We start from the raw sequence: 23442 nt of genomic DNA on the forward strand, positions 1-23442 counted from the left end.
TCGAACCCCTGGCCGGGTCGACGACGACTTCCACATTGCTGAAGTTCAGGCCGCTGGAGTCTCTGATCGACAGGTCCGTGAAGACCGCCGGAGCGCCGGGATCCTTGGATGTGATCGTCACATCGCCCACAAACTTCAGATCGCTCAGCGACACGTTCGCGTACGTCCCAGACTCCAGCAGGATCGTGTCGCCGGGCTGCGCGGCCTTGATCTCGCGGAGCAGGGACTCTCGATCCGAGACAGTTACAGTCGCCAACCGATTTCTCCGAGATTGCAAACAACGCCAACGCGGTCCGACGCCATAGGGCTCGCGACATGGTTAAGAGGTTCACTATCCGCTCGGCGATTGGTGGTGCGGCATGTTGGGCGGCTGGGCCAACCGCCGGCCATACGACCGAAAGCCGGGCGCGGATCGCCCTGCACTTGACTGGGATTTCAGGATGGCGCCCCACGCGCCGCAAGGCTCTCGATCGCCACTAGATACGAGGGCGATCTCGTTGTCCCGTAAATGTTTTCCGACGCGCGCGGGTCGCGAAAATCGCCCACTGTGAAGGCGCCCGCCTAGGGTGGCGCGGGCAGGTTGGCGCTACGGCAGGCTGAGGCGCGAAGGTGCGGCAGTCCGCCGCAGGCGCCGCGACTCAATTTCAAGGAAGCCATTGTCTAGCTTGAAGTTTTGGTGACAAATCGACGACCCGATTGAGGCTATTTCGCGCCCTTCAGGGCGGCCAGCACCACGTCCTGGAACGCGAAGACCGATAGGCCGTCGCCGGCGATGCGGCCGGGGTTGCCGGTGCAGACCTGGCGCAGCAGTTCGGCGCGGTCGCTGCCGGCCTCGACAGGCTGCCATTGGTCGGGTTGTTCGACCGCCCGCAGGGTCTCGCCCTGCGGCGAGGCGAAGCGGCGGGCGATGTCACGGGTGCGGCCGAAGATGCAGTCGAACTCGCGATAGGTGGCGATGAGGGTGGCGCCGTCCAGCGGCTGGTGCAGGATCTGGTAGACCCAGGCGCTGGCGCGGGCGTTGTCGCCGTTGACGCTGCCGGCGTCATAGACCAGCGCGCTGTCGCCCTTGCGGAAGGCGATGGTGGCGAAGGGGCCGGCCTGCGCCGCGCTCGCGCCCAGAACCGTGATCGCCAGACCCAAGATGGTCGCCTTGATCATTTCTTGATCCTCTCTGGCCTTGACACGAAATCCCTTGATGGGACGCCTGGCAATCCCAAATGCAAGATCGCGGCTAGACCCTTTCCGGCTCGGATGGAGTCATCTCACCGGGTGAAAAGGGTCTATCTTCAGAAGTTTAGAGCGTGACGGTCGCCTGACCCGGCATCCACTTCAGGCTGTCACGCTCTAAGCTGGAAACGAGCGATTGCCGCCCCTGGCGTCAGCGAGGTAGTCAGGATGGCCCGCGCGGTCAGCGGGAAACGGCGGGATGGTGCGATGGTTGCGGCGGGCGAAGCGAGCGATCGGGTGACGGCCGCGGTCCTGATCATCGGCGACGAAATCCTGTCGGGCCGCACGCAGGATACGAACCTGCGCGACATCGCCCGCTATCTGGGCGTCCACGGGGTGGACCTGGCCGAGGCGCGCACGGTGCCGGACGTGCACGAGGAGATCGTGGCGGCGCTGGACGCCCTGCGCACCCGCTATGACTATGTGATCACCACGGGCGGGATCGGGCCGACCCATGACGACATCACCGCCGACGCGGTGGCCGCGGCCTTCGGCGTGGAGCTGTACGAACACCCTGACATCATCGCCATGATGGCCGCCCGCTGGTCGGGCGAGCTGAACGCCGCGCGGCGGCGCATGGCCCGGGTGCCGGTGGGCGGGGACCTGGTGAAGAACCCGGTCCAGGGGCCACCTGGCTTCACCATCGGCAACGTCTTCGTCCTGGCCGGGGTACCGGTGATCATGCGCGGCATGCTGGAGGACGTCGGCCCGCGCCTGCGGGGCGGGGCGGTGGTGCTGAGCCGCACCGTCCGCGTCGAGGGCTCGGGGGAGGGCGCGATCGCCGCGCCGCTGGAGAGCGTGGCCAAGGCCCATCCGGCCATGTCGCTGGGCAGCTATCCGTTCTTCGACCAGGGCCTCTACGGCTCGAACCTGGTGCTGCGCGGACGCGACGCCGACGAACTCGCCGCGGCGGTGACGGAGCTGACCGCGGCCCTGGCCGAGGCCGGCGTGGCCAGCGTGCGCGAGGTGGAGGCGGCCTAGCGCCGCTTTCGCCCCAGCATCAGCGGCAGCACGGCGGCCGCCGCGCCGGCGGCGTTGGCCAGGGCGTCGCGAAATTCATAGCCGCCGCTGATCCACTTCAGGGCCTGGGAGACCTCCAGGCCGACGCCGGCGGCCAGGATCGCCGCGGCGAAGGCGAACGGGCTGATCTTCGGAAACGAGAGGGCGAACAGGATGGTCAGGCCGTAGGCTAGAACCACATGCTCGATCTCGTCGGGGCCGAGCGGAAAGGCCTGGGCGTTGTGGCGGGGATCCAGGGCCCCGTGCAGGGCGAAGGCGAGGAGGGCGACCAGGGCCAGCCTGGCCGACCAGAGGATGACGCTCGGCATGGGGCGGTCGATAGCGCCTCCGTCACCGGAGGGGAAGCCGCTGTCAGGCCGCCGCGCCGTCCTCGCGGGGCGCCAACGGGGCTACCCCGCGACCCTTGAACAGACGTCCGGCGCGGGCCGCCGCGGCGATGTCGCGGGCGGCGGGGATCAGCAGGAACCAGGATTCCACGCAGTAGCGGTGGAACAACCGCCGCGGGTCGATCGCCAGGCGGAACAGCCACTCGAAGCCGATGCGGCCGACCCAGCGGGGGGCGGCCACCTGGACGCCGGCCTCATAGTCGAAGGCCGCGCCGACCGAGAACACCACGCAGGGCGGCAGCAGGTGACGGTTGCGCAGCAGCCAGACCTCCTGGCGCGGCATGCCCATGCCGACGAACAGGATCTGCGGCCGGGCGGCGGTGATCTCCGCCAGCACGGCCTCGTTCTCGGCGCAGCCCGGCGTCATGTCGAAATAGCCGTGGCGGCTTGCGATCCGGGCGTCCGGATAGCGTTCCAGCAGTTTGTCGGTCGCGCCCTGGGCCACGCCGGGCTCGCCGCCGAGATAGAAGACCCGCCAGCTGTTTCGCTCGGCCAGGCTCCAGAAATGCTCGCGCCAGTCCAGATAGGTGCAGCGATGAAAGGGGCGCGAGTGCAGCCCCAGGAGCTGGGTGAAGAAGATGATCGGCGTGGAGTCGAGTTCGATCACGTCGGCGGTGTCGAAGAAGGCCGCGAACTCCGGGTCCTTCTGGCTCAGATAGACGCTATGGGCGTTGTGGTTGGCGATGCACCAGGAGCGGCCGTTCTCCACGGCCTCGGTGACGTGGTGCATGACCTCCTCGGGCCGCACCAGATCCATCTCCACGCCCAGGGCGGCGATCCGTTCGGCCGAACGCCGGCGCCGCCGGAACGGGGTCCGGCTCTTGCGTCTGCGCTCAGAGACCGCGATCAACGCCGTCCTCATCCTTGGCTTGCCTGGAACAGGTCAAGGGCGAGCTTAGGCTTGGCCGGTTAAGATTCTTTTCCGAACGCGAAATTGGGCCCTGCGGACACGCAGGGGTTGTCGCGATGCTCCGCGGGCGGTCGTCGCCTAATAGGCGTTGGGATCGCGCAGCATCAGCGGCAGGGTCTTGACCGCGATCATCAGGTCGAGGCCCAGCGACCAGCGGTCGATATAGGCGTTGTCGGCGCCGATGCGTTCGGTCATCTGCTTCAGTTCGCGGACTTCGCCACGGTAGCCGCTGATCTGGGCGAAGCCGGTCAGGCCCGGGCGGGCGCGGAAGCGGTCGCCATAGGTGGGGATGCGCTCGCTGTAGAACTGGTCGTGGGCGATGGCGTGCGGACGCGGCCCGACGATCGACATGTCGCCGACCAGGACATTGAAGAGCTGGGGCAGTTCGTCGAGGCTGAGCTTGCGAAGGACCGCGCCGATCTGGGTGACCCGCGCGTCGTTCTTGGTGGCCTGCCGCACGTTGTTGGCATCCTCGACCACGGTCATGGTGCGCAGCTTGTAGATGGTGAACACTTTGCCGCGCAGGCCGGTGCGGCGCTGGCGGAACAGGGCTGGGCCGGGAGCGTCCAGCCGGATCAGAATGGCGAGCATCACCAGCAACGGCAGGAAGACGAGCAGGGCGCTCGAGGCCACGAGGATGTCGAACAGGCGCTTGGTGATGCTGGTGGCCACCGGAAGCGGGGGTAGCAGGCGCTCGTCGGGGATGTCGTGGTCCTCGGGCGGCGGGCCCGGACGAAGCGGCGTGACAGCATGCGGCATCGTCGCGTGTTGCAACGCCGCCTGCTGATCAACCGAATGCGCCGTGTCAAACATCCAAATGCCCGCTAGTCAGCCCGCGCTCGTGACTATCGCGGAAACTGGTAACGGTTTTTTAGCCACGATCAACTTCCCGCACGCCGGGCACGAATTTTTAACCGCGGCTGCGTTCTTATTGGACATGGTCGAGAAACGACCGTCGTCTTGGGAATTTGAGGTCGATGGGCGCGAAAGCTGTCATTGCTTCGATGCCGCGCACGGCGCAGGCCCGAACGTCGCGCCTGCCTGTGGGCGTTGGGCTCGCGGTCGGCGCCTTCGCATCGCTGGGTCTCTGGGCGGCCATCATCGTCGGCGTTCGCGGCCTGATCTCCTGATCCCCGCGACCAGCTTTCGTGAGCACGACCGAGCTTAGGGCGGTCGCCGCCGCACGTTTCAGTGATCGCCGCCAAGTTTACCTTAAGAATTTCACTCTAGGTTGACGGCTCGGACCGCGCGCCGCAAGGCGTCCGCAGGCCGGCCGATCCGGGGGCGTCCGAAGGGGCGTTCCATCCGCGTCGCACGGGGTTTGACCTTTGCGCGGCCGGAGGGTCTGATCTAAGGGACAAGCCTCGGGCTTGCCCGACACGCAGTACGGCGCTTGGGGGTTGATGGCGTGCAGACGATCTACGATTGGGTGACGGTCGCCATCTTCGCGGGGCTGATCGTGCTGTTCCTGCACCGATCCACGGCGCAGGAAGAGCCCAAGGACAACGTCTTCCAGTACCTGCCGGCCGCCGTCGGCTGCGCGGTGGCCAACTATGTCGGCAACGAGGGGCAAGGCGGTCTCGCCTTCCTGATCATCCTGGTGGTCCTGGCCTATGTCGCCTGGGTGCTGAAGCCCTTCAACCTGAAGTTCTGAAAACGCCCGGCGGCGCGGCCGGGCGCGGGGCGCAAAGTCAGGTCCGGCGATTTCTGTTGATCGGCCCGGCGGCTGGGCCATTAACGTTGATTCAACTGCGGTCGGTTTAAGATTTCGCCACATTCGCCGTGTTTAGGATGGTCGGTCAGAATTCTCTGATCTAGACCGAGCGGTGCTGCATCGCATCGTCGCATAGGGTGCTTGGAGGCTCCGTGAGTTGGATCAACAGGTTGTTGGGACGCCGGCCAAGGCCTGCCCAAGGGGTGCAATCGAGCCCGGTGTTCTCCGTGGCGCCGCTCGCCGCACCCAGCCGTGACGAGACCGGGGGAAAGAAGGCCGGCGCCGCGCCGGCGTTCCCGCGCTTCCAATCGACGGCCGGTGACCAGCTATCGTCGCGCCTGACCGACCGGTTCGCCGCCACCCGCATCAAGCTGCGTAGCGCTTTCACGCCGTCCCAGCCGATCACCGACCGACGGATGTTCGCCGGGCGCATCGACGTCCTGACCACCCTGATCCGTTCGCTGGAAGACCAGCGCGTGCACGTGATCATGTATGGCGAGCGCGGGATCGGTAAGACCTCGCTGGTCCACGTCCTGACCCAGGCCGCCCAGGACGCCCGCTATATCGTCGTCTACTGCTCCTGCGGCGCCGGCTCGAACTTCGACGAGATCTTCCGCGCGGTCGCCGCCGACATCCCGCTGCTGTTCCATTCGGGCTTCGCGCCCACCGCCGAGCAGGCCGAGCGCGGCGGCTCGCTGGCCGATCTGCTGCCCTCGGGGACCCTTTCGCCGCGCCTGGTGGCCGACCTGTTCGCCAAGCTGACCGGCACCCGGGTGCTGGTGGTGCTGGACGAGTTCGACGTCTGCGAGTCCCCGGAATTCCGGCGCAACATCGCCGAGCTGATCAAGAACCTGTCGGACCGCTCGATCCGCACCCAGCTGGTGATCGCCGGCGTCGCCGCCGACCTGACCCAACTGGTCGAACACATTCCCTCCATCCGCCGCAACATCTTCGCCCTGCAGGTGCCGAAGATGACGGCCGCCGAGATCAGCCACCTGGTCGAGAACGGCGAGGAGATCAGTGGTGTGGCCTTCGATCGCGCCGCCCTGGATTTCATCGTCTTCGTGGCCAACGGCTCGCCCTACCTGGCCAGCCTGCTCAGCCACCATGCGGGGCTGGCGGCGCTGGACAAGGCGCGCACCAAGGTCGCGGTCGAGGATGTGTCCCTGGCCGTCGACCAGGCCCTGGCCGAGTTCCGCGGCCGGATCTCCAAGCATTCGCAAGCCCAGATCGACCAGGCCGCCAAGAGCGGCGTGCGCCACGTGCTGGGCGTCATGGCCGGGGCGGCCCTGTTCAACAATGGCCGTTTCGACGGCCGCGACGTGGATGCGCTCTATCCCAGCGCCGCGACCGCGGCCAATTTCAAGAGCACGGTCGAGGAACTGGCCACCAAGCGCATCCTGCTGGAGTTCAGCGACGACGAACTCGGCAAGGGCTATCGGTTCTCCGAGGAGAGCGTGCTGCCCTATCTGTGGATCCTGGCCGCCCAGAAGCGGTTCCTGGAGAGCCGCAAGCCTGCGCCCGCCCCAGTCGCCGAGAAGCTCGCCGCCGAGAAGGTCGCCGACAAGGCGGCCGACAAGGTCGCGGAGAAGATCTCCGACAAGGCCGCGGCCAAGGACGACGCTCCGGCGCCCCGCGCGGCCGCCCGCCAAGGCTAGGCCGCCGGCGCGTCGCGACTGTCACGACTGAGGGGGAAGGCGCTTGCGTATACTCGTCACCGGCGGCGCCGGTTTCATCGGTTCGGCCCTGATCCGGCACCTGATCGCCGAGACCGGCCATGAGGTGCTGAACCTCGATAAGCTGACCTATGCCGGCGACCTGCGCTCGCTGGAGAGCGTCGCCGACAGCAACCGCTATGGATTCCGCCATGCCGATATCGGTGACGCCGCGGCGATCCGGGCGGCCCTGCGCGAGTTCCAGCCCCAGGTGGTGACCCACCTGGCCGCCGAGTCGCATGTGGACCGCTCCATCGACGGCCCGGCGGACTTCATCCAGACCAATATCGTCGGCACCTTCGTCCTGCTATCGGAGACCCTGGAATACTGGCGCGGCCTGGAAGCCCAGGCCAAGGCCGACTTCCGGTTCCATCACATCTCGACCGACGAAGTCTTCGGCTCGCTGGGCGACGACGGCTATTTCACCGAGACCACGGCCTACGATCCGCGCTCGCCCTATTCGGCGTCCAAGGCCTCGTCCGACCACCTTGTGCGCGCCTGGCACCACACCTACGGCCTGCCGGTCATGGTGACCAACTGCTCGAACAACTACGGGCCGTATCACTTCCCCGAGAAGCTGATCCCGCTGATGATCGTCAAATGCCTCGCCGGCGAGCCGCTGCCGGTCTACGGCCAGGGATCCAATGTCCGCGACTGGCTCTATGTGGACGACCACGCCCGCGCGCTCACGCGGGTCTTCGAGAAGGGTGCGCCGGGCGAGAGCTACATCATCGGTGGACGCTCGGAACGGACCAACCTGCAGGTGGTGCATGCGATCTGCGACGCCCTGGATCGCCTGCGGCCGCGGCCGGACGGAAGGCCCTATCGCGACCAGATCGCCTATGTCGCCGACCGGCCGGGTCACGACCACCGCTACGCCATCGATCCCGGCAAGCTGCAGCGCGAACTGGGCTGGACCGCCCAGGAGAGCTTCGAAACCGGCATCGGCAAGACCATCGCCTGGTATCTGGATAACGAGGCCTGGTGGGGACCGATCCTGGCGCGTAGCGACGCCGGGCGCCGGCTGGGCCTGAAGGCGTCTTGAGCCGGGCCCGCTTGCGGCCTATCGCGGTCCCGTGTGGCGTCAACTGGAGAGATCGATGAAGGGCATCATCCTGGCCGGCGGCTCGGGGACGCGGCTGCATCCGGCGACGCTCGCCGTGAACAAGCAGCTGCTGCCGATCTACGACAAGCCGATGATCTATTATCCGCTGTCGGTGCTGATGCAGGCGGGAATCCGCGACATCCTGATCATCTCCTCACCCGAATATATCGAGAACTACCGCCGGCTGTTCGAGGACGGCTCGGCGTTGGGGCTCAATATCGAATACGCGGTGCAGCCCAGTCCGGACGGCCTGGCCCAGGCCTTCCTGATCGGCGAGGCCTTCATCGGCGACCAGCGCTGCGCCCTGGTTCTGGGTGACAACATCTTCTTCGGCGCCGGCATGAGCCAGCTCCTGCAGCGCGCCGCGGCGCGGGAGCACGGGGCGACAGTGTTCTCCTATCAGGTCGACCAGCCGCAGGCCTACGGGGTGGTGGAGCTGGACGACGACGGCCGCGCCGTCAGCCTCGAGGAAAAGCCGGCCGAGCCCAGGTCCCGCCAGGCGGTGACCGGGCTCTATTTCTACGACAACCGGGTGGTGGAGCTGGCCAAGCAGGTGCGCCCGTCCGCCCGCGGCGAGCTGGAGATCACCGACCTCAACCGCATGTACATGGAGATGGGCGAGCTCTACGTCGAACAGCTGTCACGCGGCTACGCCTGGCTGGACACCGGCACCCACGAGAGCCTGGTGGAGGCCTCGGAGTTCGTCCGCGCCGTGCAGAAGCGCCAGGGCGTCCAGGTGGCCTGCCTGGAGGAGATCGCCTTCGCCCACGGTTTCATCGACCGGGCGCAACTCAAGGTGCGTGGGGAGCTGTTCGCCAAGACCGCCTACGGCCGCTACCTGCTCGATATCGTCGAGCGCGGCCACGTGATGAGTCCGCGCGATCTGTGACGCTTAGGTCACGAAGCTGGACCAGAACTTGCAGCAAGTCCCGCAATGGGGGAATCAGCCTCCATATGCGCCAGAACTAGGCGTATATTCTGGGGTGATCCCAAAACGGGACTGGGCTGGATATGTTCGGGCACAAGACCAACACCAACCGCGCGCTTTTCGCGCTCCTGCTGCTGGCGGCCGCCTTGCCGGCGCCGGCCATGACACCCGCGTTGCTTTCCGGAAAACTTGGCCTGATGGCCGCCGTGGTCGAGCCGCCCAAGCTACCGCTCTATGCCGGCCTCTGGCGCCAGCTGTCCTCCGCCCCGCCAGCCTTGTTGGGCGAGCTGCGGCCCGAGCCGGCCCTGATGGGGTGGGTGGAGCCGGAAGTAGTTCCGACGGTTCCCGCCGAGACCTTCGCCTTGCCCTCCGACAACCTGCTCACGCCGGTGACGCTGATCACCTTGCCGAGCTTCCGTCCCAATGTGCCGCTATTCCCGCCGCCGACCGAGGGTGAAACGAGACTGCCCCGCAGCCCGCTCTCGCCCGTGCCTGAGCCCGCGACCTGGATGCTGCTGATCAGCGGCTTCCTTCTCGTGGGCCACGCCCTGCGGAACCGCCGCGGCGCGGCGATCGCCTGAACCCCTAAGCTATTGGCTCGGCGGCCCGGCGCTGCTCGTCGAGGCTGGCGGAGGTGCAGCTTCCGGCTCGGCAATCGGTGCGAACGGCGATGTCGGTTCGCTATAGAGCGAATCGCCGGGGCGTTCCGGCGGCGCCTTGGCGACCGGCCGGGCCGGCCGGCTGATTAGGTTTTCGGAGGTGTCGGCCGGCGCGGTTTCGAAGTCCACGACCATGCGCGACTCGATGGCCGCGGTCTCGAAGCGATCACGGGTGGAGGTCGCCCAATCCTCGATCGCGCTCTTCGAGCAACCCGCCAGGGAGAAGCCCAGAAGGATCAATGCCCAACGAAACGTCATCCGGATGCCCGACCTCGCCTGCGATTCACCGCTCTTATGCGCGGTCCCGTCGGAGCGCGCCTTAAGTTCGGCCCTGTTTCAATGGACTGTACCGTCGGCGTTGTTAAGTGGGCCACAACTTGATTGACGCGGCTTTTGTAACGAGTTCTTGAGGCCCGATCGCTAAGATGGCGGATCAATTGGGCTATGAAGAATCGATGAGGGAACCGCTGGCGACGCCCGACGCACATCTGACGGCAGCCACCGGACTCACCTCGGGGCGCCCGTTGAAGATCTGTCTCGCCGCGTCGGGCGGCGGCCATGTGCGCCAGCTCCTCGACCTGGCGCCAGTGTGGTCGGCCTACGACCACTTCTTCGTCACGGAGGATACCGCTCTCGGCCAGAGCCTCGCCGGCGAGCATCGCACCTACTTCATCCCGCATGTCGCCGTGGGGCAAGCGCGGCTCGGAGCGCCCGTCCGGATGGTCACGGGGGCGATCCGCAGCATCTTCCGCTCGGCGGGCATCATCTGGAAGGAGCGGCCTGACGTCATCATCTCCACCGGCGCGGGCGCCGTGTTCTTCGCGGTGGTCTGGGCGCGGCTGATGGGCGCGCGCACGGTGGTGATCGAATCCTTCGCGCGGTTTGACCGGCCCTCGATCTTCTCGCGGGTCGCCTCGCCTCTGGCCCACGACCTGATCGTTCAGTCGAAGGCCCTGGCCGCCTATTATCCGAAGGCCAAGGTCTTCGACCCCCTGCGCCTGATCGGCGGCAAGCCGCCGCCCAAGAAGCCGCTGCTGTTCGCCACGGTCGGCGCGACCTTGCCATTCGATCGCCTGGTCGACACGGTCGCCGAGCTGAAGTCGCGCGGCGACATTCCCGAGGACGTGATCATCCAGACCGGCCTGCGCGGCCATGCGCCTGCGGACCTGGAGGTGTTTGAGACCCTGCCATTCGACAAGATCCAGGATCTGCTTCGCGACGCATCAATCGTGGTCTGCCACGGCGGCACGGGCTCGCTGATAACGGCCCTGCGCCAGGGTTGCCGGGTGATCGCCATGCCGCGTCTGATGGAGAAGGGCGAGCACTACGACAATCATCAGGCCGAGATCACGAGCGCCTTCGCCGCGCGTGGGCTGATCGCCGTCGCCAACACGCCCGACGAACTGGCCCAGGCCCTGAAGGACGTCCGCGCCCGACCGCCGGTCCTGGCGACGACGGATCCCGCCGAGCTTGTCGCCTACCTCCACGACGTCATGTTGCAGGTCGGTCAGCGTCGCCAGACGCGGAACGCCCCGCGCCTGGCCCTATAGGCCGAACCAGGCAGGCGCCCCGCGGCGATTGCGCATGCCAGCGACCCAGCCCGAGAGGCCATAGCCCACCTGGCGCCAGGCGCCGCGGCGTCCGAAGCGCAGGAAGATCAGGGTGAAGGAGGCCAGGGACGCTACGGGCAGGCGGGCCGGGAAGATGTCCCGCGTGGTGAGCATCTTGTTGCGTTCGTTGAGATAGATCGGAGCCCGCGGCCGGCGGCGCATGTCGTCATAGGACCCGGTGGTGGTGCCGGCATAGTGCAGCACCCGCGCGCCCGGCGCGAAGCCCAGGCGCATGCCTAGCTTGCCGCCGCGCAGGCACCATTCGACCTCCTCGCAATAGAGGAAATACTCCTCGCGCATGGGGCCGACGGTCTGCAGGAAGCGGCGGCTCATCATCATGGAGGCGCCGTTCAGATAGTTCTGCGTCCGCTCGATGTCGGCGGGATCGGGGACCATGTCGAGGGCGCTGCCATGGCCGATGGATTCCGCCCGCGCCAGCCAGGGCCGCCAGCGGCCGCCATGCGACTGGACCCGCCCGTCGCTGAGATAGATCGTCGAACCCACCGCCTCGCAATCGCCCGCGGCGAGCCGAGCGACCTGCAGGGCCATGGCCTGCGGCTCGGGATGGGTGTCGGGATTGAGCACCCACCAGGCGTCGGAGTCCGGCGCGAGCGCGATGCAGGCGTTGACCCCGCCGGCATAGCCCAGATTGCCAGGCGCCAGGATCGCGTGGACCGGACGGCCATCGCCCAGGGTGGGCGGCAGGATCGCGCGGAGCGCCTCGAAGGCCTGGGGGCCGCCGTTCTCGCAGATGACCACGTCGAAATCAGTGTGGGTCGAGCGGGCGAGCGCCTCGAGGCAACCCTGGATGTCATGAGCGTTGCGGAAGCCGACGATGCAGACGGTGACGTGCATGGTCAGGCGCCCTTGCCGTCGGTCATCAGGACGAAGGCGTGCCCCAGCCGCCAGAGGCGCAGCTTGAAGAGCGTGCCGAGCGCGCTCAGCCGCTGGCTGAGGCTAGTGAGCTGGTCGCTGGCGAACACCTTCGGGGTGTGGGCCAGGGCCGACAGCGGCAGGGCCAGGCTGCGCGCCACCCAGATCAGCCGACCGGCCGGGCGCTCGCGATAGAGACGGTAGGTCTCGGCGTTCACCCGCCGCCACTTGGCCCACAGCTCGTCCCAGGTGCGTCGCGCCGGGTGGCCGACCACGGCGCGCGGGGCGTAGCCGAGCCGCAAGCCCATTCCGCGGGCGCGGAAGGACCACTCAACATCCTCCGAGACGGCGGCGCGGAAGCCGCCGACCTTGTCGAAGACCGCGCGCGCGCAGAACAGGTTGCCGGCGCCGGTGAAGCCCTTCTTCTCGATATAGGTCTTGAAGTCGAAGGCGAAGACCCGCTCGAAGGCCTCGGGGCCGGACATCGCGGTGAGGTCGTCGACCAGGACGGTGACCCGGCCGCCGATGAAATCGTAGGCGGGCAGGGCGGCCAGGCCCTCGGTCAGCCAGGCGGGCTCGGGCACGCAGTCGGAATCGGTGAAGGCCAGGATATCGCCCCGCGCCAGGGCCACGCCGCCGTTGCGGGCGGGGCCGGCGCCCTTTTCCGTCACCACCACCAGCCGCGCGCGGCCGGCGATGACCTCGGCGACCGCAGCCTCGCCCTCCGGCGAATTATTGTCGGCGACGATGACCTCGAAGTCGGCGGCCGGATAGGTCTGGGCCGCCAGCGCGCGCAGGCAGAGGTCGAGACCGGCCAGGTCCCTATAGTGCGGGATGACGACGCTGACCTTCGGGGCGGCGCTCAACCGGGCGCTCCTGGATTGACCGTCGCGCCGAGCTCTCTCGCCATTTCCAACCTGATCAAGGACTTCTCCGATGCGCCCGCAAACTGCCCCGCGTCGAGTCCGGCGAAGACAATCGTCGATCGCAATGCCCTGGGGGTTGAAGACCGTCGCATGAATATCGTCACCAAATCTCGAAGTCCCGAAAGGCGCGGGACTGCCCATCAGCGCCACGGATATCGTTTGTGGCCGCAGCCGCAAGTTCCCGGGCCAGCGCCCACCATCGAACTTCGCATCGCCTGCCTGTCTTCCGGGCTGATGGGAAGACAACTATCAAGATATCCCCGATAGACCTTGCGGCCTTCAGGCCAAGGTCGACGCTGGACCGACCCCGGCGACGGCGGCTTTGTTGACAAAGCTCCGACCCTTCGCCTTTGTCCGCCCGCGGACTACGAAACCGACATTCCGAGGTGCTGTGCCGATGCCAAAGTTCGTTGCTGTGATCCTGGCGAGCGGCCGGGGGGAAAGGTCGGGATTCTCGCGACCCAAGCAACTGCAGAAACTTGGCGGCCGCCCCTTGGTGGCCCACCCTCTGGAACGCTTCCAGTCCCATCCGGACATCGACGAGATCGCGGTCGTCACCAACGATCAGTGCATCGACGAGATCGAAGCCCTGGTCAGCCGGGAGCGTTTGACCAAGGTCAAGAAGATCCTCCTGGGCGGGCAGGAACGCTACGAGTCCTCGCTTTCGGCGATCCGGGCGTACGAGACCGAGGCGCAGTCGACCGACATACGCCTGCTATTCCACGACGCCGTGCGGCCCCTGATCGCGCACAGCACGATCAGCGATGTGATCGAGGCCCTGAGCCACTATGGCGCCGTCGACACGGCCGTCAGTGCGGCCGACACCGTGATCTTCGCCGATCCCGTCACCGGGACGATCAGCGACATTCCGGACCGGCGGCTGGTCCGCCTCGGGCAGACGCCGCAGGGGTTCCATTACGAGGTGATCCGCGACGCCTACGACAAGGCTCTGCTCGATCCGAACTTCCGCACGACGGACGACTGTGGCGTGGTGCTGAAATATTCGCCCGCCGAGAAGATCTATGTGGTCGAAGGTTCGCTGACGAACCTGAAGCTGACCTATGCCGACGACCTGTTGGTGATTGATAAATTCCTACAGAACGGGGCCGGGCGGCGGCTAGACGCCCTGTCGGATTCGATGTCGCTGTCGCGGCTCGCCGACAAGACGATCGTCGTCCTGGGCGGCACCAGCGGCATCGGCGCCTCGATCGCTGAGCTTGCCAAGGCCTATGGCGCCAAGGTCCACGCCGCGGGCCGCTCCACCGGGGTCGACATCAAGGACACCGCGTCGATCGAAAAGCTGCTGGAGGAGGCCGCCGGGGGCAGTGGGCGGATCGACGCCGTGGTCAACGCCGCGGCGGTGCTGAACCGCCAGCCGCTGGCCAATATGAGCCTGGAAGAGATCGCCGAGAGCATCAACACGAACATCCTTGGAGCGGTGAACGTCGCCAAGCTCAGCTATCCGTATCTCAGCGCGGCCCAAGGCCACCTGACCTTCTTCGCCTCGAGCAGTTACACCTATGGCCGCGCGCTCTACTCGACCTACAGCGCGTCCAAGGCGGCGGTGGTCAACCTCACCCAGGCCCTCGCCGACGAGTGGGCGGACGCCGGCGTCAAGGTGAACTGCGTCAATCCGGAGCGGTCGCGAACACCCATGCGGGTTAAGGCGTTCGGTATCGAACCACCCGAGTCCCTGCTCGAGCCGGAAGATGTGGCCCGCAAGACGCTCAGCATCCTCATCGGCCCCACGACCGGGATCATCTATGACATCGTTAAGACTCGGTCTGCAGCGCCGCTTTAGGCTTCTGTTCCATGCGTTGTTGAACGCGACGGTGCTGCCGCTCTCCAGGCTGGCTCCACGGCGATCCGACCACTGGGTTTTCGGGCACCAGGGCGATGTCTTCGCCGGCAACGCGAAATATTTGTTCCTCTGGGTTTCGATCCACCGTCCCGATCTGCGCGTCGTCTGGTTGTCTGATCGCGAGGACACGCTCTATACGATCCGCCAGGCAGGTCTGTCGGCCTTCCGTCGCTGGTCGCCCCAGGGCGTGGCGGCGGCGCTCAGATCGAAGGTCTTCGTCTACTGCCACGGCGTGGAGGACACCAACCTGCACCTGAGCGGCGGCGCATACCTCTTCAACCTTTGGCATGGGGTTGGTCTGAAGGCGACGATGCTCGGCGACAAGGGCGGCATTGTCAGCCGCGCCCAGAAACATGACCGGAACCCCGTCATGCGCCTGTTCTTCCTTGAATACCTGACGTGGCCAGACGCGGTGGTGACCACCTCGCCCTTCATGGGCGCCCATTTCGCTCATCAGTTCGAGCTACCTGAGGTGCGTTGCCCCCAGCTCGGCTACCCAAGGCTTGACGTGCACGCCGACGATGCCTTGAGGGAGGTGTCGGAGGCCATCGATCGCCGGCAGGGTTTCGCGTTCAATCCCGGCGGCCACGCCGAGGTCTATATCTACATGCCGACCTTCCGGGACACCGGGCGGCCGTTCGTTGAACAGGCCCTTCCGGATCTCAATCGGTTGTCGAATGCGCTACGAGCGCGCAACGCCTTGCTCTACGTCAAGCTTCACCGGCGGACATCAAGTATCGCGCTTGACGGTTATGAGAACATTGAGCGATGGCCGGATGAAGTGGATTTCTACACATATCTTGATAGGTTTTCGATCCTGATCACAGATTACTCATCTATATTGTACGATTATTTGTTCACAAAACCTTCTGGCATTATCCTCTATACCTTCGACTACGACCAATATGTGAAGGATGACCGGGCGTTGTTGTACTCCTTCGACGAGAATACCGCAGGGTTGCGCGTATCCGACTTCGATCGGTTTTGCGCGGTGCTCGAGGCGGGCGAAGCCCTTGTCGAGCCCGCTGGCGCCGCAGAGGTGCGCCGCAAGTTCTGGGGGGGATGCGTCGCCCCGGTTTCGCCAAACGTTGTGGCCTATGTTGAAGCCGCGCTGGCCTCCGGCGGCCAGGGGTCGGACCCGAACGGAGGCGGCGTTGAGGCGCGTTGAGGGATGGACTAGGGTCAGAGTGGTCGCGGACAGGAGCGCTTGGTCTCCTGCACGGGGCGCCATCGGACAACGCGGCGGCATGCGATAACGGCCAAACCGCCCTCGAGCGCGGGGATTCGAGGCCGGGGTTAGGCCTTTCATAGTTATTCAGGTTCAACCTCACCTGAGGTCTGGACGCTGGCGGCGCCGATTGGGTTGGAGAAAGTTGTATGAGCGCCGGTCTGGTAGCTCTTGTTAAGCGGATCTACCTTCAGCTCACGCCCGGCCTCCGCAGATACCTTTTCGGCGTCATGGCGGCGATGCTGTTCGGCGCGTTGCTCGACGTCCTGACGTTGGGCGCCGTGCTGCCGTTCTTGGCTGTGCTCAGCAATCCCGATCGCGCTTGGGACTACTTGGAGGCGGTCAATCTGCACAACGCCCTCGGCATCGGCCGCGGCGACGACATTCGCGGCCTGATGACGGCGGCGTTCATCGCCGTGGCGGTGACGGCGGGCTCGATGCGGCTGTTGCTATCGTGGTCGATGAACCGGTTCGTCTTCGCCGTCGGCCGATACCTCTCGAGTGAGCTGTTCGGCAAGCTGGTCTACCAGGACTATTCGTTCCACATCGAACGCAACAGCAGCGTGCTGATCACCAATGTCCAGGAGATCCGCACCCTAACAAACAGCGTGCTGATCCCGCTGATGCAGGCGACCAGCTCGCTAGTCATCGGCTTCTGCATCATCACCTCGCTGATCGTGATCAACCCGGTCGTCGCGGGCGTGGCCTTGTTCGGCTTCGGCGGCTGCTATGTCATCATCTCCCTGACGCTGCGCAAAAGGCTGCGCGCCAACGGCTCGATCCTAGCCAAGATCAACGCCGAGCGACTTCGGGCCGTGCAGGAGAGCCTGGGCGGCGTGCGCGAGGTGTTGCTCGACAACACCCAGCCGTTCTTCATCGAGACGTTCCGCAAGCTGGACCACAAGGCCGCCAACGCCCAGGCGATGGTGACGTTCGCCTCGACGTCGCCGCGTTACATCCTCGAGTCCTTGGGGATGGTGCTGATCGCGCTGATATCCCTCTATTTCAACTCCCAGCCCGGCGGTCTGCTCGCGGCCCTGCCGACCCTGGCGGCCTTGGCGATCGGCGCCCAGCGGCTGCTGCCGCTGATGCAACAAGGCTATGCCAGCGTCGTGCAGCTCACCGGCAACTGGCGCACGCTCAGCAATCTCCTGGACCTGCTGGAATTGCCGACGCCGCGCCGCGACGCCGAAGGCCTGGCCAAGCCCGTGTTGCCTTTCGAGCACGAACTACACTTGGACAATGTGAGCTTCAGCTACGGTCCCGAAACGCCCCAGGTGCTCTCCGATGTCTCCCTGCGAATCCCGAAGGGGTCCCGCCTCGGCATCGTCGGCACGACTGGCAGTGGAAAGAGCACGATCACCGACCTGATCATGGGCCTGCTGACCGCTTCGGGCGGCGAGATCAGGGTGGATGGCGTGCCACTATCGCCGACGAACCTGCGAGCCTGGCACGAACAGATCGCCCACGTCCCCCAGTCGATCTTCCTGGCGGATACCTCGATCGAACGGAACATCGCCTTCGGCTGCGCCGACAACGAGATCGACCGGGAGCGGGTGCGCCACGCCGCGCGCCAGGCGCAGATCGCCGCATTCATCGAAGGCATGCCGGAGGGCTACGAGACGCGCGTCGGTGAGCGCGGCGTGTGGCTGTCGGGCGGCCAACGTCAGAGGATCGGCATAGCGCGCGCGCTGTACAAGAACGCTTCCGTGCTCATCTTGGACGAGGCGACGAGCGCTCTCGACAATGCAACCGAAGCGGCGATCATCTCGTCCCTGGACCAGCTCGACCGGGACTTGACGATCATCATCGTCGCCCACCGGCTCACCACGATCGAACGGTGCGACACCTTGGTCCGGCTGGAAGGCGGGCGGATGTCTCTCATCGAAAGCCACAAGGCCAAGCGCCCAGTGAAGGCTCAAGCGTCCCGGAGCGCATAGCCGACGACGACCTTGAGGCGCGGTTCGCGGGCGTCATGCGGATGATACATCCCGATCATATCCTGTTGATGCGCCGACAGCGGCGCCTATCGAGGATGACATGGTCGCGCATACATACTTGGCCATTCTGGAGCCGTCGGCCGAGGGCGTCAGGGTCAGCTTTCCCGATGTCCCGGACTGTCTCTCATCGGGCGTCGACACCGCGGACGCCATAGCCCGAGCCGAACAGGCCCTGGTCCTGCATCTGGACGCCCTCGCGCGACAGGGCCAACCCGCGCCGCAGCCAAGGTCCCTCAGCGAGTTGGCCGCGGTTCAGCCCCAACCCAGGCCAGGTAGCGGCGTGTTATGGGTCCGGCTGGGCGCGCCGCCGCCGGAAACGTCGGGCGCCCTCCATCTTCCCGACGAAGTCCTGACCGTAGTCGATCATATGGGCGCCGACCTCGGGCTCAGTCGAGCCGGGGTTGTGGCGTTGGCGATGCGCAGCCTGATGCAAGGTCGGGTGCGTTATCTCGTGGCCTAGCGGCGGCGGGCGCGACCGCGCCGCGGCGCTCTACACTTTGTATTCAGGCGAAAACCCGTAGTTTGGCGGCCATTCCAGGGTCAGTCGAACGGGTCGACTGCGACAGAGGCGAGAGCGAAAGACGTCCGTGAAGCCGAGGGTAGGGGTTGTCGTCGCCGAGCTGGGAATTCCGTCGGAGGTCTGGATCCTGAGGCAGTGCCTGGAGTTCCAGGAGGTCGAGCCTGTTCTCCTCTACTGGAAGATGGCTGAGAACGCGGTTGAGATCCCGAGCGGCCTGGAGACGCGACAATTCGGCACTCCGTTTGCACCGCCGGCCTCGCTGTGGCGCCGCGCAAGTCGGCGTCTGGGATCTGCTTCCGCCGTGCTGCCGGACGAGGCTCAGCGGCGGGACATCCGACATACGGTCGCCGAGGCCAGCGTCGACGCGGTCCTGTGTCATTTCGCCTGGTCGGGCCTGCCCGTGTCGGCCGCTCTAGGCGGAAGCGTTCCCGTGGTCTGGCAAGTCCATGGCCGCGACGTCTCCACCCGGATGCACGATCCCGCCTACCGGCGCGCCGTCGCCAAGGCCCTGCCGACCGTTGACCACCTCGTGACGGTCGGAACATTCCAACGCGATCTGCTGGCGCCGCTCGGGCTCACCGAGCGATCCAGCGTCATCCCGTGCGGCGCGCCTTTGGCGGTGTTCGCGCAGGGGCCGCTGCCGGTCCATGAGGCCGGGCGACCATTCCGGTTCGTGAGCGTCGGGCGCCTGTCGCCGGAGAAGGGCGTGCTGGAGAGTCTGGAGGCGTTCGAACGGATCGCGCCAAGCCGGCCCGACATCGAACTCGTGTTCATCGGCGATGGTCCGTTGCGCCCGACGCTCGAAGCCGCCGCCGCGCGGAGCGGGGTGAGCGACCGAGTGCATCTTCTCGGCCTCCAGCCGCCGCCCGTCGTCGCGAGCACTCTGCGCGACGGCCATGCCTTTCTGCAGCACTCGCGGCAGGTGGACGGCTGGGTCGAGGGCTTCGGCGTCACCCTGACCGAGGCCGGGGCCTCGGGCCTGCCGCTGGTCGCCTCGCGATTGGGCGGTATCGTCGATCAGGTGCGGCATGGTGAGAACGGCTTCCTGTTCGAACCGGGCGATGTGGCGACCCAGGCCGAACTGATGGCGCGGCTGGCGGACGACGAGGCCTTGCGGCGCCAGATGGGCGCCAACGCGCGGCGCGTCGCCGAGACCTTCGATTCCCGGTTGATGACCGGCCGGCTTGAGCAGGTGCTACTCGAGGCGATCGCGCGCGGGTCGGTGAGGCGCTAGGCGGTCGCGACGCCCACGGCTTTCCGGCGTGTCGGTTGCCGGATCCGCGCCCGGGGGTCGAGGATAGCGCGTAGGACCAAGCCTTCGGCCGCGGCGAGCCGCGCCCAGGTCTTCCAGGCGCCGGGCGCCAGACCGATCGAGCGGCGCAGGATCCGGCGGCCCATCCGCGGATTGCCGAGTTTGCTGATCCACCAGCCGATCCGGCTGAAATGTCCAGCCATCACCTTGCGGTCGACGTCGTGTTCTCGCAGCAGCTTCAGCGCGATGCGAAGTTGCGAGCGAACACCCCGACGCCCAAGGATCGAGATGCTGTCGGTCTGCAAATAGGTCATGACCAATGGCTCGTCGATAAAGATGGCCTGGGTCCGGTAGATGAGCTTGATCGCGTAGTCCCAGTCGACGCAATTGACGAGCTTCTGGTCGAACAAGCCGACCGCCGCCACGGCGCCGCGTGACATCAGCAGCGCCTGGGGGCTGATCAGGTTGCCCTTGTGCACTTCGGCTATGAGGTAGTCCCGGTCCGGATTGCGGTCGAGTTCGGGAATGCAGACGATCTTGTTGCGCCTAGTCTGCGAGGTCTCGCCGCTGACATACATGACCTTGGTGTGGAACACGCATATCGCGTCGTCGGGGCCGCCGGCCGCCTTGGCCACGGCGAGTTGCCGGTGCAACTTGTCGGCCAGCCACTCGTCGTCGCTGTCCTGGAACGCGATATAGTCGCCCTTGGCGATCCTCAAGCCTTCGTTGCGCGCGCGGCTGGCGCCCCCGTTCTTGGCGAGCCGGACATAGCGGACACGGGGATCAGTGATCTTCGCCATCACCTCGGCGGTGTCGTCCGTAGACGCATCGTCGACGACGAGCAGTTCGAGGTTCGCGTAGCCCTGATGGAGCACGCTGTTGATCGCCCGGGTCAGTGTCCGGCCGCGGTTGAAGGTCGGGAGTATGACGCTGACCAGGTCCGCGGCGTCCGGTTGTTGTCCCATGGTGGTTTCCTTGGCGGCTCACCGTCCGGCGGCGAGCTGGTCACGTCGAGTCTGACAGTCTGCGGGTCGGGCCGGAAATCTAGGCGATCGGGTCCGCGGCGCTCTTCCCCGGCGCCGTGGCCTTTGAAAGCCGGTAGAGGAGGGCCACGATCATGCCCATCACCAGATAGATGAGCGGATGGTTGTCCTGCTGGCTGAAGACGGACTTGATCACGAAGAACACCATCAGCGAGATACCGAGCGGTACAAGATAATCGACCTCCCGATCTGAGGCGTTGTTGCTGTCGAGGACCTTTCGGGCCGCGAGCCAGCCCATGTACAGGATCAAGCCGTAATAGAGGATGAAGCCGATGACGCCGTACTCTAGGGCGATCGCCAGATAATAGTTGTCGATGGTCTGGAACCCCCCGATCCTGAAACCTAGAACGGTTCCGCCTTGGCCGGGGCCGTAGCCGATCGGATTCGCCAGGATCTTGGGGAGACCTTGCGCGATCTGGGCCCCACGGGCGTCATTGCTGCTCTGTTGCGAGCCGTCGCCCCAGACCATCATCTCAAGGCGACGGACGAAGAACGTCGCGCCGACCAGCAGAACGAAGAACGCGGGATAGGCTAGGACGACGGTTGGTCCGAGCAGGCTGGACTTGTCCCGTCGCCAGCGCAGCAGCCCCCAGGCGCCGGCATAGAGCAGCACCGAAATCAGCATGCCCACCATGCCCAGCCGCGAGTCGGTCGAGTCGATCACCCGGAAAAAGATCACCAGGGAGGCGACCGCCGCGATCCGGACCAGCAGCCGGTAGTTGCCGAACACATAGTGCAGGAGGAACGGCGTCATGAGCGCCAGATATTCGGCGAGGCCCAAGGAGGTCGTGAACGTCGCCTTGACCCGGTACTGGCCCGAGCCGGCGCGGAAGTCGCCCGCCAGAATACCATCGGCGTCGGCGATCTTCAGGAAGCCGGGAATATGACCCTGCCAGAGCACCTTCTGGATGGCGGCCTCCCAGATTCCGATTCCGCAGATGATCATCGCCATGATCCATAGGGCGGCGATATATCGCCCGACGCGACCGGGCTGGACGAAGACGTAGCAAGCGACGAGGAAGATGGCCGTCCAGTTCGTCTGGAAGACGATGAACTTCTGGATGGAGCGGCTCGGATTGGCCGACAGGCCGATGGTGAAGAACTGGATCGCCACGAAGGCCGCAAGCAGCATCCAGGCGGCGGGCGCGGTGTTGAGGATCTCTGCGAGCTCGCGCCGGAACGTCTTCGACGTCGAAATGCAGATCAGCAGCAACAGGGTCATCGGGATGCCGGTCAGCCGCAGCAGGGTGATCCACGGCAGACCGGGAAGGGCGATGGCCAGATAGTTGGGCCAGAGGATCAGGCAGGCGAAGAACGCGAAAAACAGATAGTGCATGGTGCGCGTGGGCGCGTGCTTCAGATCGGGCAAGGCCCAGATCGCCACGAGGGCCAGGACGCCGATCGGCGCGGCGAACGCCATGAACAGATAGGGCGTCGTGAGCGCATAGAAGAAGCCGTAGACCAGAAAGAAGAACGCCAGCGGCAGCGACACGGCGGGCTTCACCCACCGCCGCCAACCCCAAGCCGGTGTCGAGTAGGGCTTGATGACGATCGGTCGGGCGTTCGGCGGTCTAGGCCTCGGGGCGCCTGTCATCCCTTGGACTCCTGTTCATACGCCCGCACCCGCACAGGCGCCGATAGGTCGTCGCTGCCTACCTACCTGCGCAAACCCTTATCACCCGTTGAGGGAAGGTAGCGGAGGCAGGGTTATCGTGTCGACCGGCCCGGCGCCCTTATCGCGCCTGAATCGCCAGATCAATTGGCGCTGGCGCGGCCAGGGACCGACGCCTAGCGTCGCCGCTCGGGCTGATCCGACGGGTATGAGGAAGCGGTCGCTCCACGGGGCTTTATCGCGCCGCCGCGCGCGCATAACCAGGAACTCGGCATGACGCCTCGACATCTTCCCAAGCTGGCCGCCGGCCTGTTGCTGGCGATCCTGGTCGCCGCCATGGGGCTGGTCCTTGCCGGGTTTCGAGTCGAGCCCGGCGGGGAAATTTGCCTGCGTCAGAAAGTCGCCAGTGACTTTCGGCAAGAATCTAGTAAATGCCTGTCAACCAAATGGGTATACTACAAATTAACTGAACAAAAATTAACCACTACGCTTAAGGCCAACGTAAACGCGGACATATATCAATCTCTCATCAGATTATCGTCGAGTATTCCAGGTGGGAAAATCTCTCCAGGACTACGAGACCTGCGGAGAGATCAAATGTCCACGATCACGGCGTCGACCACGACCCAACTGTTGCAGGCGCTGAAGGTCGCGCAACCTGGCGATACCATCCTCCTCACATCCGGGACGTATTCAAACGTCGCGATCAGCAATCTGAAGTTTGTGGGCGATGTGACGATCACATCCAAGGATCCCGGCGCTCCGGCGGTCTTCACGGACCTGTCGATCAGAGACTCCAGCGGCCTGAACTTCAGCAATGTGGAAGTCGTCGTCGACCCGGCCAGGGGTTCGA

The 23442-nt window shown here is 65.8% G+C and carries 24 protein-coding genes; 14 read left to right on the top strand and 10 right to left on the bottom strand.

Translation table 11 applies throughout. The features are described from left to right. Both Q8Q88_RS09265 and Q8Q88_RS09270 read right to left on the bottom strand, forming a co-directional pair. The coding region (locus Q8Q88_RS09265; protein WP_305674908.1) for a hypothetical protein at positions 1–256 on the bottom strand (256 nt) is incomplete at its 3' end. 446 nt (positions 257–702) lie between these two features. Next, positions 703–1158, bottom strand: coding sequence for a surface-adhesin E family protein (locus Q8Q88_RS09270; protein ID WP_305674909.1), 456 nt, complete (start codon positions 1156–1158; stop codon positions 703–705). A gap of 276 nt (positions 1159–1434) precedes the next feature. On the opposite strand from Q8Q88_RS09270, the gene Q8Q88_RS09275 reads away from it, so the two are divergent. Then, positions 1435–2208, top strand: a complete 774-nt coding sequence (locus tag Q8Q88_RS09275) for a competence/damage-inducible protein A (RefSeq protein WP_305674910.1) — start codon at positions 1435–1437, stop codon at positions 2206–2208. Here the strand turns inward: Q8Q88_RS09275 and Q8Q88_RS09280 are convergent. The 3 genes from Q8Q88_RS09280 to Q8Q88_RS09290 all read right to left on the bottom strand — a co-directional run bounded on the left by Q8Q88_RS09280 (position 2205) and on the right by Q8Q88_RS09290 (position 4302). After that, the gene (locus Q8Q88_RS09280; RefSeq protein ID WP_305674911.1) at positions 2205–2555 is read right to left on the bottom strand and encodes a hypothetical protein; all 351 of its coding nucleotides are present in this window, start codon (positions 2553–2555) and stop codon (positions 2205–2207) included. The two genes, Q8Q88_RS09275 and Q8Q88_RS09280, sit on opposite strands and share 4 nt — an antisense overlap. Before the next feature lie 43 nt (positions 2556–2598). Continuing rightward, positions 2599–3483 carry a WecB/TagA/CpsF family glycosyltransferase gene (locus tag Q8Q88_RS09285; protein ID WP_305674912.1) on the bottom strand — a complete coding sequence of 295 codons (885 nt, stop codon included), beginning with the start codon at positions 3481–3483 and terminating at the stop codon, positions 2599–2601. Positions 3484–3621: 138 nt separating this feature from the next. Further along, complete coding sequence (locus tag Q8Q88_RS09290) at positions 3622–4302, bottom strand: sugar transferase (RefSeq protein ID WP_305674913.1); 681 nt, start codon at positions 4300–4302, stop codon at positions 3622–3624. A gap of 218 nt (positions 4303–4520) precedes the next feature. Between Q8Q88_RS09290 and Q8Q88_RS09295 the strand changes: the two genes are divergently transcribed. From Q8Q88_RS09295 to Q8Q88_RS09320, 6 genes are all read left to right on the top strand, one after another. Next, positions 4521–4673: a hypothetical protein gene (locus tag Q8Q88_RS09295; protein ID WP_305674914.1), complete on the top strand. Its 153-nt coding sequence runs from the start codon at positions 4521–4523 to the stop codon at positions 4671–4673. 278 nt (positions 4674–4951) lie between these two features. Beyond that, a complete protein-coding gene (locus tag Q8Q88_RS09300; protein ID WP_305674915.1) occupies positions 4952–5197 on the top strand; it encodes an XrtV sorting system accessory protein in 246 nt (81 codons plus the stop codon). A 212-nt stretch (positions 5198–5409) separates the two neighbouring features. Continuing rightward, complete coding sequence (locus tag Q8Q88_RS09305; RefSeq protein WP_305674916.1) at positions 5410–6915, top strand: AAA family ATPase; 1506 nt, start codon at positions 5410–5412, stop codon at positions 6913–6915. Positions 6916–6958: 43 nt separating this feature from the next. Next, positions 6959–8017, top strand: a complete 1059-nt coding sequence (rfbB, locus tag Q8Q88_RS09310; RefSeq protein WP_305674917.1) for a dTDP-glucose 4,6-dehydratase — start codon at positions 6959–6961, stop codon at positions 8015–8017. A gap of 55 nt (positions 8018–8072) precedes the next feature. Continuing rightward, on the top strand, positions 8073–8966 hold the full coding sequence (rfbA, locus tag Q8Q88_RS09315; protein WP_305674918.1) for a glucose-1-phosphate thymidylyltransferase RfbA: 894 nt from the start codon (positions 8073–8075) through the stop codon (positions 8964–8966). Between the two features lie 122 nt (positions 8967–9088). Continuing rightward, positions 9089–9586, top strand: coding sequence for a PEPxxWA-CTERM sorting domain-containing protein (locus tag Q8Q88_RS09320; RefSeq protein ID WP_305674919.1), 498 nt, complete (start codon positions 9089–9091; stop codon positions 9584–9586). Positions 9587–9595: 9 nt separating this feature from the next. Here the strand turns inward: Q8Q88_RS09320 and Q8Q88_RS09325 are convergent, their stop codons facing one another. Continuing rightward, positions 9596–9922, bottom strand: coding sequence for a hypothetical protein (locus Q8Q88_RS09325; RefSeq protein ID WP_305674920.1), 327 nt, complete (start codon positions 9920–9922; stop codon positions 9596–9598). A gap of 197 nt (positions 9923–10119) precedes the next feature. Here Q8Q88_RS09325 and welK point away from each other — a divergent pair, with 197 nt between their 5' ends. Further along, positions 10120–11214: a beta-1,4-glucuronosyltransferase WelK gene (welK, locus tag Q8Q88_RS09330; protein WP_305674921.1), complete on the top strand. Its 1095-nt coding sequence runs from the start codon at positions 10120–10122 to the stop codon at positions 11212–11214. On the opposite strand, the gene Q8Q88_RS09335 is transcribed toward welK, so the two are convergent. After that, positions 11209–12129: a glycosyltransferase family 2 protein gene (locus Q8Q88_RS09335; RefSeq protein WP_305674922.1), complete on the bottom strand. Its 921-nt coding sequence runs from the start codon at positions 12127–12129 to the stop codon at positions 11209–11211. The two genes, welK and Q8Q88_RS09335, sit on opposite strands and share 6 nt — an antisense overlap. A gap of 2 nt (positions 12130–12131) precedes the next feature. Then, complete coding sequence (locus tag Q8Q88_RS09340; RefSeq protein ID WP_305674923.1) at positions 12132–13013, bottom strand: glycosyltransferase family 2 protein; 882 nt, start codon at positions 13011–13013, stop codon at positions 12132–12134. Positions 13014–13470: 457 nt separating this feature from the next. Between Q8Q88_RS09340 and Q8Q88_RS09345 the strand changes: the two genes are divergently transcribed. The 5 genes from Q8Q88_RS09345 (at position 13471) to Q8Q88_RS09365 (ending at position 19916) form a co-directional block, all read left to right on the top strand. Next, positions 13471–14874 carry a bifunctional cytidylyltransferase/SDR family oxidoreductase gene (locus Q8Q88_RS09345; protein WP_305674924.1) on the top strand — a complete coding sequence of 468 codons (1404 nt, stop codon included), beginning with the start codon at positions 13471–13473 and terminating at the stop codon, positions 14872–14874. A 31-nt stretch (positions 14875–14905) separates the two neighbouring features. Next, positions 14906–16102, top strand: a complete 1197-nt coding sequence (locus Q8Q88_RS09350; RefSeq protein WP_305674925.1) for a CDP-glycerol glycerophosphotransferase family protein — start codon at positions 14906–14908, stop codon at positions 16100–16102. A 209-nt stretch (positions 16103–16311) separates the two neighbouring features. Further along, positions 16312–18102, top strand: a complete 1791-nt coding sequence (locus Q8Q88_RS09355; protein ID WP_305674926.1) for an ABC transporter ATP-binding protein — start codon at positions 16312–16314, stop codon at positions 18100–18102. A 100-nt stretch (positions 18103–18202) separates the two neighbouring features. Beyond that, on the top strand, positions 18203–18622 hold the full coding sequence (locus tag Q8Q88_RS09360; RefSeq protein WP_305674927.1) for a type II toxin-antitoxin system HicB family antitoxin: 420 nt from the start codon (positions 18203–18205) through the stop codon (positions 18620–18622). A 127-nt stretch (positions 18623–18749) separates the two neighbouring features. Continuing rightward, positions 18750–19916, top strand: a complete 1167-nt coding sequence (locus Q8Q88_RS09365) for a glycosyltransferase family 4 protein (RefSeq protein ID WP_305674928.1) — start codon at positions 18750–18752, stop codon at positions 19914–19916. Here the strand turns inward: Q8Q88_RS09365 and Q8Q88_RS09370 are convergent. Then, positions 19913–20899 (bottom strand): glycosyltransferase family 2 protein, encoded by a 987-nt coding sequence (locus tag Q8Q88_RS09370; protein WP_305674929.1) that lies wholly within the window; start codon positions 20897–20899, stop codon positions 19913–19915. The genes Q8Q88_RS09365 and Q8Q88_RS09370 overlap by 4 nt on opposite strands. Before the next feature lie 79 nt (positions 20900–20978). Then, positions 20979–22469 carry an O-antigen ligase gene (locus Q8Q88_RS09375; RefSeq protein ID WP_305674930.1) on the bottom strand — a complete coding sequence of 497 codons (1491 nt, stop codon included), beginning with the start codon at positions 22467–22469 and terminating at the stop codon, positions 20979–20981. 717 nt (positions 22470–23186) lie between these two features. Between Q8Q88_RS09375 and Q8Q88_RS09380 the strand changes: the two genes are divergently transcribed. After that, positions 23187–23442 (top strand): hypothetical protein (locus tag Q8Q88_RS09380; RefSeq protein ID WP_305674931.1); only part of this gene is annotated, 256 nt, incomplete at its 3' end.

It is taken from the genome of Phenylobacterium sp. (assembly GCF_030697925.1).
Lineage (GTDB): Bacteria > Pseudomonadota > Alphaproteobacteria > Caulobacterales > Caulobacteraceae > Phenylobacterium.

Bases quoted from the DNA above. Each gene is read 5' to 3' on its own strand.
- rfbA (WP_305674918.1), top strand. From the start codon at position 8,073: ATGAAGGGCATCATCCTGGCCGGCGGCTCGGGGACGCGGCTGCATCCG.
- Q8Q88_RS09345 (WP_305674924.1), top strand. From the start codon at position 13,471: ATGCCAAAGTTCGTTGCTGTGATCCTGGCGAGCGGCCGGGGGGAAAGG.
- welK (WP_305674921.1), top strand. From the start codon at position 10,120: ATGAGGGAACCGCTGGCGACGCCCGACGCACATCTGACGGCAGCCACC.
- Q8Q88_RS09370 (WP_305674929.1), bottom strand. From the start codon at position 20,899: ATGGGACAACAACCGGACGCCGCGGACCTGGTCAGCGTCATACTCCCG.
- Q8Q88_RS09335 (WP_305674922.1), bottom strand. From the start codon at position 12,129: ATGCACGTCACCGTCTGCATCGTCGGCTTCCGCAACGCTCATGACATC.
- Q8Q88_RS09320 (WP_305674919.1), top strand. From the start codon at position 9,089: ATGTTCGGGCACAAGACCAACACCAACCGCGCGCTTTTCGCGCTCCTG.
- Q8Q88_RS09360 (WP_305674927.1), top strand. From the start codon at position 18,203: ATGGTCGCGCATACATACTTGGCCATTCTGGAGCCGTCGGCCGAGGGC.
- Q8Q88_RS09325 (WP_305674920.1), bottom strand. From the start codon at position 9,922: ATGACGTTTCGTTGGGCATTGATCCTTCTGGGCTTCTCCCTGGCGGGT.
- Q8Q88_RS09275 (WP_305674910.1), top strand. From the start codon at position 1,435: ATGGTTGCGGCGGGCGAAGCGAGCGATCGGGTGACGGCCGCGGTCCTG.
- Q8Q88_RS09270 (WP_305674909.1), bottom strand. From the start codon at position 1,158: ATGATCAAGGCGACCATCTTGGGTCTGGCGATCACGGTTCTGGGCGCG.
- Q8Q88_RS09280 (WP_305674911.1), bottom strand. From the start codon at position 2,555: ATGCCGAGCGTCATCCTCTGGTCGGCCAGGCTGGCCCTGGTCGCCCTC.
- Q8Q88_RS09355 (WP_305674926.1), top strand. From the start codon at position 16,312: ATGAGCGCCGGTCTGGTAGCTCTTGTTAAGCGGATCTACCTTCAGCTC.
- Q8Q88_RS09295 (WP_305674914.1), top strand. From the start codon at position 4,521: ATGGGCGCGAAAGCTGTCATTGCTTCGATGCCGCGCACGGCGCAGGCC.
- Q8Q88_RS09290 (WP_305674913.1), bottom strand. From the start codon at position 4,302: ATGCCGCATGCTGTCACGCCGCTTCGTCCGGGCCCGCCGCCCGAGGAC.